This is a genomic window from Ottowia beijingensis, assembly GCF_013423955.1.
In the GTDB taxonomy this organism is placed as follows: Bacteria; Pseudomonadota; Gammaproteobacteria; order Burkholderiales; family Burkholderiaceae_C; genus Ottowia; species Ottowia beijingensis.
Genome location: NZ_JACCKX010000001.1, coordinates 809,761 through 825,381, shown reverse-complemented (window position 1 = coordinate 825,381; position 15,621 = coordinate 809,761). Strand labels below are relative to the sequence as shown.

10 protein-coding genes, 1 other RNA gene and 6 pseudogenes are annotated in these 15,621 nt (G+C 62.6%); 10 read left to right on the top strand and 7 right to left on the bottom strand.

Annotation, left to right across the window (positions count from 1 at the left end):
* The first annotated feature begins 36 nt into the window (after nt 1–36).
* The 5 genes and pseudogenes from H0I39_RS04140 (at nt 37) to H0I39_RS04120 (ending at nt 3,981) form a co-directional block, all read left to right on the top strand.
* Entirely contained in the window at nt 37–735 is a 699-nt protein-coding gene (locus H0I39_RS04140; RefSeq protein WP_180549659.1) for a hypothetical protein, read from the top strand.
* 45 nt (nt 736–780) lie between these two features.
* Nucleotides 781–1,496, top strand: a pseudogene (ubiG, locus tag H0I39_RS04135) (bifunctional 2-polyprenyl-6-hydroxyphenol methylase/3-demethylubiquinol 3-O-methyltransferase UbiG).
* 8 nt (nt 1,497–1,504) lie between these two features.
* Nucleotides 1,505–2,169, top strand: a pseudogene (locus H0I39_RS04130) (HAD family hydrolase).
* Between the two features lie 13 nt (nt 2,170–2,182).
* Nucleotides 2,183–2,557: a transfer-messenger RNA gene (ssrA, locus tag H0I39_RS04125) on the top strand.
* A gap of 184 nt (nt 2,558–2,741) precedes the next feature.
* A pseudogene (locus H0I39_RS04120) lies at nt 2,742–3,981 on the top strand (tyrosine-type recombinase/integrase).
* A gap of 720 nt (nt 3,982–4,701) precedes the next feature.
* On the opposite strand, the gene istB reads toward H0I39_RS04120, so the two are convergent.
* Together istB and istA are read right to left on the bottom strand one after the other, a co-directional pair.
* The gene (gene istB, locus H0I39_RS04115) at nt 4,702–5,439 is read right to left on the bottom strand and encodes an IS21-like element helper ATPase IstB (protein ID WP_011805003.1); all 738 of its coding nucleotides are present in this window, start codon (nt 5,437–5,439) and stop codon (nt 4,702–4,704) included.
* Between the two features lie 36 nt (nt 5,440–5,475).
* Complete coding sequence (gene istA, locus H0I39_RS04110) at nt 5,476–7,020, bottom strand: IS21 family transposase (protein ID WP_086250723.1); 1,545 nt, start codon at nt 7,018–7,020, stop codon at nt 5,476–5,478.
* Nucleotides 7,021–7,263: 243 nt separating this feature from the next.
* Between istA and H0I39_RS23910 the strand changes: the two genes are divergently transcribed.
* The 3 genes from H0I39_RS23910 to H0I39_RS04095 all read left to right on the top strand — a co-directional run bounded on the left by H0I39_RS23910 (nt 7,264) and on the right by H0I39_RS04095 (nt 9,052).
* Nucleotides 7,264–7,560 (top strand): helix-turn-helix transcriptional regulator, encoded by a 297-nt coding sequence (locus H0I39_RS23910; RefSeq protein ID WP_373368330.1) that lies wholly within the window; start codon nt 7,264–7,266, stop codon nt 7,558–7,560.
* Between the two features lie 248 nt (nt 7,561–7,808).
* A complete protein-coding gene (locus H0I39_RS04100) occupies nt 7,809–8,171 on the top strand; it encodes a hypothetical protein (RefSeq protein WP_180549657.1) in 363 nt (120 codons plus the stop codon).
* Nucleotides 8,172–8,257: 86 nt separating this feature from the next.
* Nucleotides 8,258–9,052, top strand: a complete 795-nt coding sequence (locus H0I39_RS04095; protein WP_180549656.1) for a YagK/YfjJ domain-containing protein — start codon at nt 8,258–8,260, stop codon at nt 9,050–9,052.
* Nucleotide 9,053: 1 nt separating this feature from the next.
* Here H0I39_RS04095 and H0I39_RS04090 read toward each other — a convergent pair whose 3' ends face one another.
* Nucleotides 9,054–9,731 carry a hypothetical protein gene (locus tag H0I39_RS04090; RefSeq protein ID WP_180549655.1) on the bottom strand — a complete coding sequence of 226 codons (678 nt, stop codon included), beginning with the start codon at nt 9,729–9,731 and terminating at the stop codon, nt 9,054–9,056.
* 162 nt (nt 9,732–9,893) lie between these two features.
* On the opposite strand from H0I39_RS04090, the gene H0I39_RS04085 reads away from it, so the two are divergent.
* Entirely contained in the window at nt 9,894–10,970 is a 1,077-nt protein-coding gene (locus H0I39_RS04085) for a hypothetical protein (RefSeq protein WP_180549654.1), read from the top strand.
* A gap of 25 nt (nt 10,971–10,995) precedes the next feature.
* The gene (locus H0I39_RS04080) at nt 10,996–11,712 is read left to right on the top strand and encodes a hypothetical protein (protein WP_180549653.1); all 717 of its coding nucleotides are present in this window, start codon (nt 10,996–10,998) and stop codon (nt 11,710–11,712) included.
* On the opposite strand, the pseudogene H0I39_RS04075 reads toward H0I39_RS04080, so the two are convergent.
* The 4 genes and pseudogenes from H0I39_RS04075 to H0I39_RS04060 all read right to left on the bottom strand — a co-directional run bounded on the left by H0I39_RS04075 (nt 11,651) and on the right by H0I39_RS04060 (nt 15,078).
* Nucleotides 11,651–12,577: pseudogene (locus tag H0I39_RS04075) on the bottom strand (recombination directionality factor). The gene H0I39_RS04080 and the pseudogene H0I39_RS04075 sit on opposite strands and share 62 nt — an antisense overlap.
* Nucleotides 12,578–12,590: 13 nt before the next feature.
* A pseudogene (locus tag H0I39_RS04070) lies at nt 12,591–13,609 on the bottom strand (YqaJ viral recombinase family nuclease).
* Between the two features lie 78 nt (nt 13,610–13,687).
* Nucleotides 13,688–14,667, bottom strand: a pseudogene (locus tag H0I39_RS04065) (DUF932 domain-containing protein).
* Between the two features lie 63 nt (nt 14,668–14,730).
* Nucleotides 14,731–15,078: a hypothetical protein gene (locus H0I39_RS04060; RefSeq protein ID WP_180549652.1), complete on the bottom strand. Its 348-nt coding sequence runs from the start codon at nt 15,076–15,078 to the stop codon at nt 14,731–14,733.
* Nucleotides 15,079–15,621: the final 543 nt, after the last annotated feature.

Here is a 15,621-nt window from a genome sequence, read left to right as displayed (position 1 = left end):
TCTTCTGGAAGCGGCCAACGCGTGCAGATTCGATCTTTGAGCTGGCCCCAGAATGCCGATTCGGATGCGCAAGGCGTCGGGCCTCTGCAAGTGGCTGCCATCGAGGTGCAGGATGCAGGGGCGACTGCCAAGGTCGTCAATACCGTCGGCCCACGCTTTATCTGTGGCCATCGCGCCGCGGCCGACGGCAACGTGTATGCGCTGCCCATGCTGTCGGTTGACGGCGCGGAGTTCTCGGCCATTCCGCAAGCACCGCGTGCTGGTCAGCCATCCATGCGTGTCTATGGGCTGGCGCCGGCCGCCGATGCGCTTGATCACCCATGCGATCTGCGCGCAGACCTGGGCCTGTCGCCCAGCAAGGCCGTGTTTGGCTTCCCGCGCGCCGGCACTTCCGCGTGGCTGACGTACAGCGATCTCGGCCATGTTTATGTGCACGACCGCGATCTCAGGCAGACATTCAGGCTGGAGCACGCCAAGCATCGGGTGCTGGCCAGCGCGTTCCCGGGTCTGACACGGGACGGGCGCGTCATCTACGGTGCGACATGGCGTGACTGCGCTGACGCCCAGCGCTGCCCGGAGCAGGCCGGCTACGTCGTCGCCGACCCTTATCAAAGCCATGCGTATCGCAGCTACTGGAAGTCACGCGGTGAGAATGCGCCAAAAGCCTGCATCACGCACGATGAAGTGGCAGCAGAGCGCACGAGGTTTGCGCGGTTCCATGGCCTGAGCGATTGAGTAGCCGCTCTGGTTCAGCGGCCCGTGCATGGGACAATGCCCGCCATGAACACAGCCAATGTAGACCATGCCGAACTGGCCAAGTTTTCGTCCTTGGCGCACCGCTGGTGGGACCAAGCGGGCGAGTTCGGCCCCCTGCATGCCATCAACCCCTGCGCCTCGAATGGATCGACAGCATCGCACCGCTGAACGGGCATCGTGTGTTGGACGTGGGTTGTGGCGGCGGCATTCTGGCCGACGCGATGGCGCGCAAAGGCGCGGATGTGCTGGGCATCGATCTGGCGGAAAAATCCCTCAAGGTTGCGCAACTGCATGCGCTGGAGGCCGGCACGCCCCACATCGCCTACCGACAGATCTCGGCAGAAGCGCTGGCGGATGAATTGCCTGGCCAGTTCGACGTCGTCACCTGCATGGAGATGCTGGAGCACGTGCCCGACCCGGCCTCCATCGTCCGCGCCTGCGCGCAACTGGTCAAACCCGGTGGCTGGGTGTTCTTCTCGACCATCAACCGCAACCCCAAGTCTTTTCTGCTCGCGATCGTCGGTGCCGAGTACTTGCTGAACCTGGTGCCACGCGGCACGCACGAATACGCGCGCCTGCTGCGCCCCAGCGAACTGGGCCAGTTCTGCCGTGCGGCGGGGCTTGACCTGCAGCACAGCTGTGGTCTCGAATACAACCCCATCACGCGCCGCTATCGGCTGTCGCGCGATACCAGCGTCAACTTCATGCTGGCAGCACGCAAGCCGCCGGCCGCTGGCTGAGTGCGCAGATGTTCGGTCACATCCGCTGCGTGCTGTTCGACCTCGACGGCACCCTCATCGACAGCGCTGCCGACCTGGGCCTGGCCGCCGACGAGATGCGCGTCGCGCGTGGTTTGCCGTCGCTGCCCATCGAAGCGTACCGGGCCCACGCGGGCGCCGGCGCCCGGGGCATGCTGGGCACGGCGTTCGGCGTCACCCCGAGCACGCCGAATTTGGCGCCTTGAAGGAAGAGTTCTTCGACCGCTACGAGCAGCGCATGACGCGCCTCACCCGCCCGTTCGAGGGGGTCGACCAACTCCTGCTCACGCTGACGCGCCAACGCATCGCCTGGGGTGTGGTCACCAACAAGTCGAGGCGCTTCACTGTTCCGCTCACGGCAACCATGTCGCTGTTCAGCGCCGCCGGCACCATCGTCTGCGGCGATACCACACCGCACATCAAGCCGCATCCCGCGCCGGTGCAGGAGGCCATGCGACAGATGAACGTGTCACCAGCGCATTGCGTGTACGTGGGCGACGACGAGCGCGACATGCAGGCCGGGCGCGCCGCGGGCGTGGCCACCGTGGCGGCACGTTACGGCTACCTTGGCGCCGGCGCCGATGTTTCACGCTGGTTGGCGGACGCCATCATCGATTCGCCCATCCAGCTCTTGAATTTGTTCGATACAGCCTAAAATAGCCGGTACAGGGGCTGCATTGGTTTCGACGTGGGTTGGAATCGCCTCAGGGCATGTCGAGGTTCAGTCACCTCGTAAAACCGCTGAAAAAACTAACTGCAAACGACGAACGTTTCGCACTCGCCGCCTAAACACCGGTGAGCCTCGCAACAGCAGGCCGATGGGCTGGGCAAGGGGGTCGCAAGACCTCCCGGCTGCGAGGGAATCCACATCGGCTGGTTCACGTCCGGGTGCCTTGGGCGTGAACGAGATTCAAGGGCACTGGCTGCTTCGATAGCGTGCGACTGCGCGATCGAGGTGGCGAGACTCAAAACAGACCGCTAAACATGTAGAACTGGGCGTGGAAGATTTGCGGACGCGGGTTCAAATCCCGCCAGCTCCACCATTTTTGATCCAAAGGCCGCCAAGGATGTCCATCCGGCGGCCTTTTTCCTGGTAAATCAATAGGTTATGTGCCAATGGTGTCCAAGGGAGCGCATTGACATCCAGTTGGTAGAGGGGAACATCGGGGGAACACAGGTGATTTTTTCCCCGTTGGGGGAACAAGAACGGAAAGGGAGTTCCCCATCATGCTGACTGACGTGCAATGCAAGACGGCAAGCTGCCCTGCCGAGAAGTCTCGAACTCGGCTTGCTGACGCTGGAGGCCTGTATCTCGAAGTGACACCGAAGGGCTCCAAACGCTGGTTTCTCAAGTACCGGATTGGAGGCAAGGAGAAGCGACTGGCACTGGGCAGCTACCCTGCAGTGGGGTTGACGGCGGCGCGGCGCGCGCGCGATGTCGCGAAACTGCAGAAGGCGGACGGCGTTGATCCGGTGCAAGCTCGCAAAGTCAAAAAGCTAGTTGCCGCAAATCCGGCCGGCGATACCTTCAAGGTGGTGGCGCTGGAGTGGTATGAGAAGCAGGAACCACATTGGAGTGAGGCCCACGCCGTGCGCTCTAAGCGGCAGTTGGAGCGTGACTTGTTCCCCTGGTTGGGGAACGCAGGATGGTGGAACTTACGCCCATGGAGTTGTTGGCGGCCTTGCGCAAGGTTGAGGCGCGCGGGGCTGTGGAAACTGCTGACCGTGGCCTGATGCTCGCCCGGCAAGTGTGGAGATACGCGGTGGCAACGGGACGGGCGGAGAGAGACATCACAGCCGACCTGAAGGGCGCGCTGTCGCGGTACCGTGGCAAACACTTTGCAGCCATTACCGACCCAGTGAAGTTGGGTGAATTGATCCGCGCAATCAGGGCATATAAGGGCGGCCCTATCGTGCGCGCCGCTCTGCAACTGGCCCCGATTCTTTTCCAGCGGCCCGGCGAACTGCGTGCGGCTGAATGGTCGGAGATTGACCTGGATGCGGGGCTATGGACGATCCCTTCGGCGAGGATGAAGCGCAGCAAGGACGGAAAGGAACACGGCGATCCGCACTTGGTACCTTTGCCAAGTCAGGCCGTGGAGATTCTGAGGGGCTTCATGGCTACACCGGGCACGGCGTCAAGGTCTTCCCTGGTGAGCGCAGCCATGATCGCCCGATCAGCGAAAACTCTGTGCGTACAGCCTTGATAGCCATGGGTTACACGTCAGAAGTGCAGACTTGGCACGGCTTCAGGGCAACGGCTCGGACGATGTTGGCCGAGCGACTGGAATGCGACCCGCTGGTGATCGAGGCACAGCTTGCACATGCGGTCAAGGATGCGAATGGACGCGCCTACAACCGCACCACGTACTTGAAACAGCGCACAGAGATGATGCAGCGCTGGGCCGACTACCTCGACAAACTCGCTGCTGGCGCAGACGTGATCCCATTGCGTGCGATTGCCTGAGAAGCCCCGATATCCTGGTGCAGCCTGACCGGTGTGGTGGCGGGACTCCACCCACCAATCACGGGCAGCTGAGCCGCAACAACGGCGGTCGCTGGCACCACCCACTCAAAAGGCGGATGCCGGCAAGCCAGCAAGACGTGCTGACCACAAGTTGGGAGACCAACGGCAGCAGCCCGACACTCCGGACCGGGGGCGACCTGGTACTGAACGCGTGCCGATTGGCGTCCTTTTTGAGACAAACCGACCGATCGGTCCCGGTCGCGTTTGTCGCCCACGCACAACATCCAGGGCCGGCGCCCCGATCTCCGCAGCAGGTTTCTGACTGCTCAAAGCGCAGAAGGCACCAAGCCACCCCCTCCACTCCCGGTTGAAGCGCCCGCGACGAGCCCTCCGGGCCGGGCCGACCTTGGCCATCCGCTCCCAGGGCGCGTCTTGCGCGATTCTCTGAGAGCCGGATACCACTAACTCGACGTGGCTCTCGTGTCTGACGCTGCCCTGAATGGGCAGTGCTGGCGAGACATCACGCCGCACTTGGTAGAGCACTTTCGGCTCGCCCAAACCGGCTACTGCGCATTCCACTGATGGCGGACAGTGATTCCATTCCCATCGCGGACAGCGTTCCAGGCGATGGCGGACACGTTGCGCGGGTGTCCTGAGTGACGCTCAAATCGTAGCCGAAGTGTCCGCCATCAGCGTGGAATGGCGGTCGGCGCGGCCGGCTCAGACGGCCTTGGTGAGCTTGCGCATCGACTCGCCCTTGAGGGCTATCTTGTGCGAGCCGTGCACGATGCGGTCCAGGATGGCGTCGGCCAGCGTGGGCTCGTCCAGCCAGGCGTGCCAGGCCGTCACCGGCAACTGGCTGGTGATGAGCGTCGAGCGCGTGCCCACCCGGTCGTCCAGCAATTCCAGCAGGTCGTTTCGCTCGTGCGCGGCAATCGGCGCGATGCCGAAGTCGTCCAGGATGAGCAGGTCCAGCCGCGCCAGTTGCGCCAGCCGTTTGCCCAGGCTGCCATCGCCGTGGGCCACGTGCAGCTCCTGCAGCAGCCGTGGCGCGCGGGTGTAGAGCACCGAGAAGCCCAGGCGCGCGGCCTGCTGCCCCAGTGCGCAGGCGAGCCACGTCTTGCCGCACCCGGTGGCGCCGGTGAGCAGCACGTTGTGGCCATGGCGCAGCCAGTCCCCGCCGGCCAGGCTGGTGATGACCTCTCGGCTCAGGCCCCGGCTGGCGCGCCAGTCGATGTCCTCCAGGCAGGCACTGGAGACCTTCAGGCGGGCCGCCTTCAACAGGCGCTCCAGGCGCTTGCTGTCACGCCAGTCCACCTCGCGCTGCACCAGCAGCGCCAGGCGTTGTTCAAAGGGCAGCTCGCTGGCCGTGATGTGGGTGGCCGCGTCGCTGAGGGCGGCCACCATGCCGTCCAGGCGCAGGGCGCGCAGTTGGTTCAAGGTCTGTTCGTTGAGCATGGTTCTTCCTTGTTAGGTTTGCTTGCACGTTGGAGTTCAGTGGTAGTAGCCCGGCCCGCGCACGTTCTCGTGCAGCGGCAGGCTCGCCTGTGCGGCCATCGGCGCATCCAGCGGCCGCTGGTCCAGGCCGCAGCCCAGGATGGAGGCGATGCTCTTGTAGGACGGTGAGCGAATCGACTGCGCCCGCGCACAGGCGGCCTCCAGCCGGTCAGCCCCGTACTCACGGCCCAGGCGCATGAGGCCCAGACAGGAGCGGTAACCCTGCTCGGGATGCTGGCGGTGCTCCATCTGCCAGCGCACCACGGCGGCGGTGGCCGCGCCCACGCGCTCACCCCAGGCGATGAGCTTGGCCGGCGTCCACTGCAGGTGCGCCCGGTGCGAGGCCGGCATGTGCTCGGGCGTGGTGGTGTGTGCACCCCGTCGGGGATTGAGGGCGTGGGCGGCCACGCGTTTGCTGCCGTGCAGGACTTCGAGCGTGCCGGCCGTGATGCGCAACTCCACCGGCTCACCCACCAGGGCGTGGGGCACCGAGTAGTAGTGGCCATCGAGCTCAACGTGGTAATCGATGTTGACGCGGGCGGGTTTGAAGCGCGCGATGGGCATGCGCACCGGCGGCAGGGGGCGCAGGGCTGGCCGGTCGAGTTCGGCGAAGGCGCTGGTGCGGTTGCCCGGCAGCTTCTTGAACGCGCGCTGGTTCAAGTCCACCAGCAAGGCGGCAATCGCCCGGTTGAGCTCGGCCAGGCTGAAGAAGGTCTGGTGGCGCAGCCTGGCCAGAATCCAGCGCTCGACCACCTGCACAGCGACCTCCACCTTGGGTTTGTCGCGTGGCTTGGCCGGGCGCGCGGGCATCACGGCCAGGCTGTAGTGCGCACAGAGCTCTTCGAGCAGGCGGTGCGCGGTGGGCTCGTAACGGTCGGGTCGGGCCATGAGGGCGCGCGGCTGGTCAGGCACCAGCAGGCGGGGCACGCCGCCGATGAACTCCAGCGCGCTAATGATGCTGGCCACCCAGTCGGTGGCCTTCTGGCTGGCGGTGGCGCAGGCGTAGGTGTAGTTCGATGCGCCCAGCACGGCCACGAAGACCTGGGCCTGGCGTATCTCGCCAGTGTCGGCATCCACCACGGGAACGGTCTGGCCGGCGTAGTCCACAAAGAGCTTGTCACCGCCCGTGTGGGTCTGGCGCATGGAGCGCTGCAGGCGCCGGGCCCAGGCCTTGTACTTCTCGCAGAAGGCGCTGTATTTGTACGCCTGCCCGCTGTGCTGTTGCTGGTATTCCTCCCAAAGCAACTGCAGCGTCACGCCAGGTCGGCGCAGTTCGCGGTGGATGTGGGCGTGGTCGGGTTCAAGGTGCCGGGACTCGCGCGCCACGGGTGGCTTGTAGAGCCGGGCCTGGAGTTCGTCGTCGTTCAGGCTCTGGGCCAGTGCCCAGTCCACGCCGGCCACGCGCGCGTAGCTGGCTATCTCGCTGACAGTGGATTTGGAGATGCCGAGGGCGGCACCGATTTGACGGGTGCTCAAGGCCCCGCGGTGCAGCAGTTGCAGTGTGTGTCGTAGTTTGCTCATGGTGACCCTGGGTGTGGGCATCGCTGGTTCCGGTCAAAAAACCGGGCAGCGTATGCCGCGTTCGGGTCACTCAGAACACCCCGCAGGTGTCCGCCATCAGTTTGGAATGCTGTCCGCCTTCAGCGTGGAACACTGTCCGCCATCACGCTGGAACACTGTCCGCCATCAGCATGGAATCGTGTCCGCCATCGCGTGGAATACGCAGGCTACCACGAATTCTCACCAGAGACAAGGGGCGAGCGAACTTCTCGATCGCCCTTAATTATGCTCGCGCCTTTTCGAAATTTTGGCGATTTGAGACAGTGGCGTCGTGTTCAACACATCGCTCGCAAAGCACGCATTCAAATGACCTCAACTCGAATCGTCCGTCAACGAGACGTTCCAGGCCTGCTGGGTATTTCGCGATCGACTTTGGCCAATTGGCTGAACCAGCATAGCCCCTACTACAAGGATGAATTTCCAGCAAAAGTGTACCTCAGCGTACGCTCAATTGGGTTTCGCAGTTGCGACCTAGAAGCCTGGATTGCAAGAAACATGGAGGGGCACAAGTCGACGCGATAGAGGATGCCGAATATTCAGCCTTTAGGCCGAAGCTGTCCTCTGGTTTTAGGGGCGGGGACGCCCTGCAAACTCGGTTCTTATGTTATTGAAAGGATAGTTGAAAGGATGTACTTGCCCGTTACGTTCTGAACTGCAACTAGCTTGGATGAAAGGTCGAAGATTTTAAGTATCAACAACTACACACAAAGGATCAAAATTTGATTAATGCACATCAAGAGGCGCTACACCCAAACCCCTCAACACGCAGCATGCCCATCGTCGAAAACAGGCGATTTCAAAGTCGCCCTCGGAAGAAGGGCGATGCCGGAGTCACCGATTCGGTCGCATTGAGGCTTGCCAACCTGAATTTTGAAAGGTCAGATCCAGACGAGCTTGAAACCACGGCAGACCAAGACGCTGTACAGCTTATTTACAGAATCGTTTCATTTATGAAAGCATTGAAGAACACCGATGAAGAACTTTTTAGGATAGATCTTGACACACGGGGCAGGCGCCACTACTACCAGCACCCGCTCGGGGAGAGTTTCATCCGCCTGTGCGGCCGACCGATGCTGCCTATTGTCGAGGCCTTCCCGCTCCACGAGCTTAACCCCTGGGTGAAGGCTTTTTAGCGCACACGCGTCATGCGGCGATTTACGAGCTGCGCCTACATCCAAATGCGCGTTTTACGGCCAACATGCGGGATTGGATTGACAGCTTGAATAAAATTGTTGCCGAACTGAAAATCGCCATGGCGCAGCCGTCCTTCCGTGCTGCTGAGAAGAATTGGGCCAGACGCACCTCCCGAGCCCGGTGGCGCTTCTTTAAACTCTTCAAGGCCACCCTCGCCAGGCATTCCAAGGTCATGGTCGTCCGCATTGACTTCGGCCTCAAGCGCCACGAGCTCTACAACTCCAAGGAACCGAGGACGCCTTGGCCACAGGCGACGGTCAATCCCAACGCCCCTCACGCCGGCGCTCAAGTACAGGCCGAAGACCAACGGCTCAAAAATCTACTCCAGCAACTTGGCTTTGATGAAATTGATACAGCGCGCGAAAAATCATTGCGCCGCATTCGTGACGTATTCGGATCCGGTTTGCTGGGGTATATCTGGAAACTAGAGTATGGAGCAAGAAAAGGCTTCCATTACCACTGCGTGTTCCTGCTGAATGGTTCCGTCCATCGGCAGGACATCAGCATAGGAAACCAAATCGGAAAAATCTGGGCCGACTACGCTCCCAACGGCCTGGGAATTTTTCGCAACTGCAATGCAAATCGTGGGTACTACAAGTTTCCGGCTGTCGGGATGCTTCAATATCATGAATCGCGGCACTGGAAAGGCCTTAGCCATATTGCCAATTACCTGAGCAAGCCGGACTACTATGTTCTATTGAAACTTCCTTCTGATCAAAAGCACCGGACATTCGGCACCAGTGTGATTCCCAGGCTCACTACGAACAAACCAGGCCCCCATCGGAGAAAATCTTTTGGGCTACAGGGTAATCCACTATGAGTCAGCTGGGCAGCAGATTCGATGGCATTTCTTTCCTCAGGGCAGCATCGATTCTTTCTTTAAATTCGGGATCCCGCTTGCGCCAGTCCTTCAATCGCTCACGCACAAGGCTATCGTCGCCCCACGAAGGTTCAACGCCTATGGAGGATGCATATTTTTCGATTTCTGGACCCAGCTGCTTCAAAGCCATGGACAGACTTTTCTTTTGCTCAAGTGGAAGGCGCTCGATCTTAATAACAATATAGCTCTTAAGTTCACTATTTTTCTTGGATACCGCGTTGCTGCGGTTCTTTGCGGATCGCTTCTTGGTGATGGATGCGAAGTTTTCGATACGTTCATATGCAGCGACTCTTCCAACAAATTGCGCTGCGTCAATGAGGCAGCGCAGCGCTCTGCCGTTTTCGTCCTCATCCAGGAGTCGTGTGGCTTCCTGCAAGATCGTGTATGCCGTTTTCAAATCTCGCCTCAGGTCAACAAAGGCGTCCTTCGGCTCCTCTCGGAGTTGGATCTTCCTCAGGACCTTGCTCTCCTGCGGATCGCCCCTGTCTAACGCAAATGTTTTTATCAGTGCCAGTTCCTCCAAACTCATATCGAAATACTTTTCGGCATATTGTTCTAGATCCAAAAGCAAAGCGATGCGAGCCTCCTGCAGGCCAAAGCTACGCTCGCTTTCCTCCATCAATTCACCTAATAAATTTCTTGACATGAACGTAAAAACCCAAACCAAGCCCCCTCGACGGAGGACATCATCTGCGCCCTTTCAGAGCGCGCTTTGCCACTTTTTTACCACGGTAATCCAGTACTCAACCTGCCTGGCATGCACAGTGGCTGGGTCCCCAGGTTGGTCGACATCGTCAACGCCGTTGAGCGGATCGCTCGCTCGCAGAAGCCGTTGTTTCGGCACATTCGGACTCCACAGGGTGGCATCGCGATCCGATCGGATGAGCTTGGCAGGGATGTGGCGGGCCTGCTGGCGATGCCTGCCCATCACTTGCGGCAGTCGCTCGTGCTCTACGACCTCGACCCTCGGGTTGACATGTTCTGGGACGAGGCCGACCGGCGAGGACTGGCAACCGTCGTCGCTGTCCAACCATGGACCGATGAGTCGCTCGTGCTGGCAAGCGTGGACGCCTTGAACGGGTTCGTACAGGCCGTGCGGCAACGACATGCGCGCAAAGGATTTCAGTCGAAGGTCAATGCGCACGTCCGTGCGACCTTGAAGAACTACACGGCTCTGAAGGGCTACCTGATGGCCATCCTTCAGCTGCATCCCAGGTTGCTGCCCATCACGCTGGACTTCACGTATCGAAACGGCGCGCCGAGCGGTGCCGCGGATGCTGTGCCTGCGCTGAAAATCGTGAGCAGTCACCTCGCTTCGCTGGTGGAGAACGTGAGGACGACGTTCGGCGATGCCGTGCTGGGCCATGCGTGGAGCCAGGATGCCATGTTGGGGTGCGGCAACGTTGGTCACTTGCTGTTGCTGCTCAAGGACGACATCGACAGCAACGAGTCCTTCGCACTGGCTCACGAGGTCGCCCGATCCTGGCGTGATGACGTCACGGGCGGCGACGGTTGTGCCTACAACAATTTGGCGGCCAATGACCTGCGGTTTCGCTTCCGCGGCATCAGTCAGGACGAGCGTCGCTACACGCCGGTGGAAGAGCACCTTCGTCGCATGGCGGTGTATCTGCGGTGGACGGATCGCTTCGCTGCCCTGAAGCGTTCGCCAGGAGTTCAGACCCATGGCATGGGAACGGTCCCCAAAGTCCCCGAGCAGCTTCAACGCGCGCAGCCTATCCATTCCCCGAGATGCTTGGCAGCGGCCCTTGGGCGACCAGACTGTGAGCATGTGCGCGCGATGCCAATGCAAACCGGAAGCCAATCCTATGGGGAGCCACGCGCTCCCCGTACTCGTTGATCCATCCCAATGCAAAGGAGCTTCCATGCCAACGGCCATTCCTGTCAAACTCGAAGATCGAGAGTTCGCCAGCCAGAACCAGGCACGCCTGCACTACAGCGCCATGCTGCGCCGCTACGAACCCGGCCAGGCCATCAGCGCCGCCGACCAGACCGACCTGCAAGACCTGCTCAGGCTGCACCCTCGCCACGCTGCCAACCGACCCATCCATCAGATCCAGGTCGTCGCAGGCGGCTTTAATCGCAATCACTTCGTTGCCCACTACGCGAACAAATTCACGCAGCCGCTGTCGTACGTTCACTGCATCCGCAACTGCCCCAGACCGGCTCCCGCTGCAGACGCACCCGTGCCTCCCAAAAACAAAGGCCAGGACCGCGGACGATGCCCTCGCACCGTCCGCAATCCCGTCCTCAACCTCCGATCAGGCGGTGCAATCATGAAACTGCTCGCCTGTCTTCGCGACTTCCTGACGTACTCTCCGGAGCAGGAAACTCTGCAGCGCGTGCAGACCATCTCCGACCTGCTCGAAATCCACCGGGCTGCCCGATCAGGATCATCCAAACGCCAGCCCCCAGGCCTGTCGTCGCGAACAGCTCGGTTGGTGGCGCAGACGGCTGCGCTACATCAGGCACCTGCTGCGGCGCCGCCGACGGGTCTTGATGACCCGCCGACGACCAGCTTCATGAGGCGCCATCGCCCGACCGCTGCACCTGCTGCACCCGGCGCTCCAGCTTGGCCTTGATGCCCTGGCTCGCCTGAGGTGCCGGCAGGTCCTGCGAGGACTCGTCCGGATAGAACTCCTCCACCACAGCCACCCCTCTTCCTCTGACTCCTCGAACGCTCCGGCCGCATAGCCCTCGCGCGCCGCCTCATCCAGCGCCCACTGATCGAAGCCCAGCTGCTGGCGCCGCTCCTCCACTTCCGCTGCCTGCGCGATCGCCTGCTCCAGACTGGTGCCCGGTGGCGTCGTCAGATCCACGTAGTAGATCGGCGTGCGGTGCGACAGCGTCGTCGACTTGCCCCTGAGCCTCAGCATCAAGGGCAAGGACGCCAGCATCCCCCGACACCGCCTTGAAGTAAGCCAGCCGCGCCGCCAGCGTGCGGATGCTGTTGAAACCCGTGGTGCGGAACACAAAGCTCCCCAGCCCATCGTCTTCTCCAGCCCCCGTTTCCGCCTCGGGCGTGATGACCCGCACATGCAGCCGCCCATACGGCTTGCAGCGCCCGTCCTGCCCGAGGGGACAGGCCACCGGCGTCGGACACGGCAAGCTCTCGATCCCCTGCTCCGTCACCCGCTTGCAGCGCTCCCCGTCTCCGACACACCAGGGCCGCCCGCTGCTGCGATCGAACAGGGTGAAACTGGCTCGCAGATTCAACTCCGGCGCTCCGAACACCAGCCGCACCGGAATACTGCGCAGCTTCGCGGTGGCGTCCTTGCGCAAGGCCGCATCCAGCGGATGCCGCACCCAGCCTTCCAGGCCCTGCACCTGGCTGGTCAGCGTGAACTCATCGTCCTTCTCCGGCAGGCGCTTGCCGTTTCTCTCCACCACGCGCCCAATCGAAATCCGCCCGATCACGGGCGGGGTAATGGCCAAGCCTTTCAACATAACGGTTTCTCCTTCATTCGTTGGACGCGCTCATCAGGAAACGCCGGCTGCCCGGCCTGACCTGGCCGTAGCGCTCCTTCAAGTCCGGCTGCTCCTGCAACAGCCGCCTGGTATCCAGCACCACGCTGTCCTTGCTGCGGCGCCAGCTGACCTCACCGGTCTCGAACACCGCCTTCGACGCCTCGCCCATCCGTTCCTCGATGCGCTGGCGCAAGCGGGCTTCCTCCAGCTCAGCGGCCTGGATTCGCTGGCGGATCGCCTGCAGATCGGAGAACGTGCCCCCATCTCCGTGTCCTGCGTCCAATCCAGCGTCTGCCCATCGTCCTGCGGGTACAGCGCCCACAAGGCGGCTTCGGCCGACTCCGAACCATCCACCGGCGGCGCCTGCCGGGTCTCGACACAGCGCCAGAACGCCGCTTCCAGCGCGATCAGCCGCCCGATCACCGTCTCATCGCGTTCGATGCGGTGAATGCGCAGCTCCTGGCCCCCGATCAGCACTGCCACATCGCAGGCCGCCTTGCCCGTCACCGCCAGCTGGTGCATCACCTGCAACTGCACATACTCCGGCACGCCGTCCTGCCACAGGCGGGCACCGTGGAGTCCGGCCGTCTTGCACTCCAGCAACTGCACTTCCGGGGAACCCATCACCTCGCGGTCCACATTGGCCAGCATCCAGGGGTGCTGGGGGTGTTGCAGCACCGCGTTGATGCGGCGCACCCGCAACCCGGTACGCCGGGTGTAGTGCGCCGCCACAATGGGCTCCAGCAAGGTGCCCCAGTACATGGGGTGGCGGTCATCCTGGGGATCGGGTTCGGGAAACCGGGCCTGTCCGGTCTTCTCCGCCCACAGCTGCAGCGGTGACTTGTACGGGCTCAGGCCCACGGCGGCCGCGGCATCCGAGCTGCCGATACCCTGCTGGCGCACCTGCAGCCAGTCGGCACGGCTGAGTTGCTGGGTCTTGACCAGGCGCAGGGCCGGGCGGGACTTGGGCACCGCAGAGGGTTGCCCGGTCGATTCAATCAAGGGATTCATGACGCTCTCCTTCAGAAACAAAAAAGCCCCGGTGCCTTTGGGCTACCGGGGCCATGGGTTGGTGGATACCAGGCCGCTTCAGGCCACCAGCTGCAAGGCCTGATCCAGCGCCCGCTGCTTGAGCTGGGCACCGGGGCCGAACCAGGCGCTGTCGAGCCGGTACTCGGGGCTGCGGGCACGCCGCTCGTGGTCGACGAACTCGGTGACGGCGCACAGCAGGCCCCAGGCGGTGTCGTGGGCAGCGCCGACTTCCGCACCCCGCCCCTGGCCGTCGTACAGGCTCTGCACCTTCTTCAGGGCCTGCTCGTTGCTGAGCTTCATGCGGGGCTCGCCCGGGCCATCGGCGTGGCACAGCACCTGCAGGAAGTAGTTCATCGCCTCGTGGCTCTTGACCTTGCGCTCGGCCAGGGTCTTCATGCGGTACATGAAGCCGTCCCACTGGGAGACGGCCAGGCCGAGTTGCTGCTTGACGGCCTGGGCGTCGAAGCGGGTCGAGTGCGGCACCTTGACGGCGCCGGTGGCGCCGTTCAGGGCGATGCCAAGGGTGTTCTGGCACACCACGCGCACCGTGGTCGGGGTGGCGGTGGTGGCCAGGCTGCCATCGCAGGAGCTGGCCAGCAGCAGGTAGCCCTTGACCAGATCGCGTCCCTTGAGGACGGTTTCCTGGCCGGTGCGCGCCAGCGCCCAGAACTTGCGCCCGGCCTTGAGCACGCCGGCGGTTTCCAGCTCGTAGCCGGAGACGGCCACGAGGTCGCGGTAGAACTCCAGCACTTCGCGTGGCTGCACCACCTGGTAGCGCGATCCCACCACCGACAGCGGCAGTTGGGTGTCGCTGCGGTAGAGCACCTTCTGCTCGTCGAAGCTCTGGATGGCGCCGAGCGAGCCGGCCTGCTCGGTGAGAAAGCGCACCGGGGTTTCGCGGATTTGCCAGTCCATGCCGGCAGCGCGTGCCCAGGCTTCGAGGGGTTGCTTCGGGGCAGGTCGCTGCCCAGGGTTTGCCAGGGGTTTCGGCGGGGGTGAGGGTGGCTAAGGCTACGGACATGGGAATACTCCTTCAACAGATACAAAAAAGGCCCCGAAGGGCCAAGACAAGAAAAGACAGGGAAGAGAACAGCCATCGATCAGGCGACCTGCAGGCGGGGCGTGAAGGTGTGGCCGCAGACGACACACTGGTGGCTTTCGAGCCAATGGGTGTCGATGGCGTGGCCGATCTCCAGGCCGACTTCGCGGCCGATGGCGCCGCCGATGAGGCCGCCGACGCAGGCGCCGGCGATGGCGCCCAGGGAGGAGCCGACGGGGCCGGCGATCAGGCCGACGGCGGCTCCGGTTTCGGCGCCGGCGGTGGCGCCGCGCAGGGCAGCGGCCACACCGGTGGCAGAGCCGGCGATGGTGCCGAGGGCGCCACCGGTGTCGCGGCCGATGTGGCGTTCGACCACGCGGGTGGATTGGCAGTTGGGGCAGGTCAACATGGGAACTCCTTGAAAGGGATGAGAGGGAACAGGCCATCACGCCAGCAGACGGCACAACGCCCGGCGCAGCGGGGCTGGCCGGGCGTTGGTGTCGGGGAGGAAGAAAGCCGCGGGGGCTCAGGGGCGCTGGCGAGGGCCTGGGGCAAGCACTGGGTCAAGTGCTTACTGGGTAATATGTGGTTGAAAAATTCTGGATTGATGGGGACCTTGACCGAGTCTCCGCGAGGTGAAGTCTGCCGGCCGCGCGGCAGGTAGACGGCTTGCCTGGCCATGATTCGCAGGTGCCAGCAACATCTTCTTCACACACCTGTCGCACCTTCCACCTACGGTGGCACGTCCCGATGAGCGGAGCCAATAACGACAATTGACAAGAACAATTTGTTCGTTACATTCTGCTTCGCATCCACGTTTGCCGCGCCATGTGGTCATCTGCATGGGCGTCGAGAAACCAGAACTCAAACTCTCATCGAGAGGATGTGACTCATGGGATTCGCTGCGTATGGCGTCCGTCAAGCGGGCATGAATGCCACGGTCGACTTCATG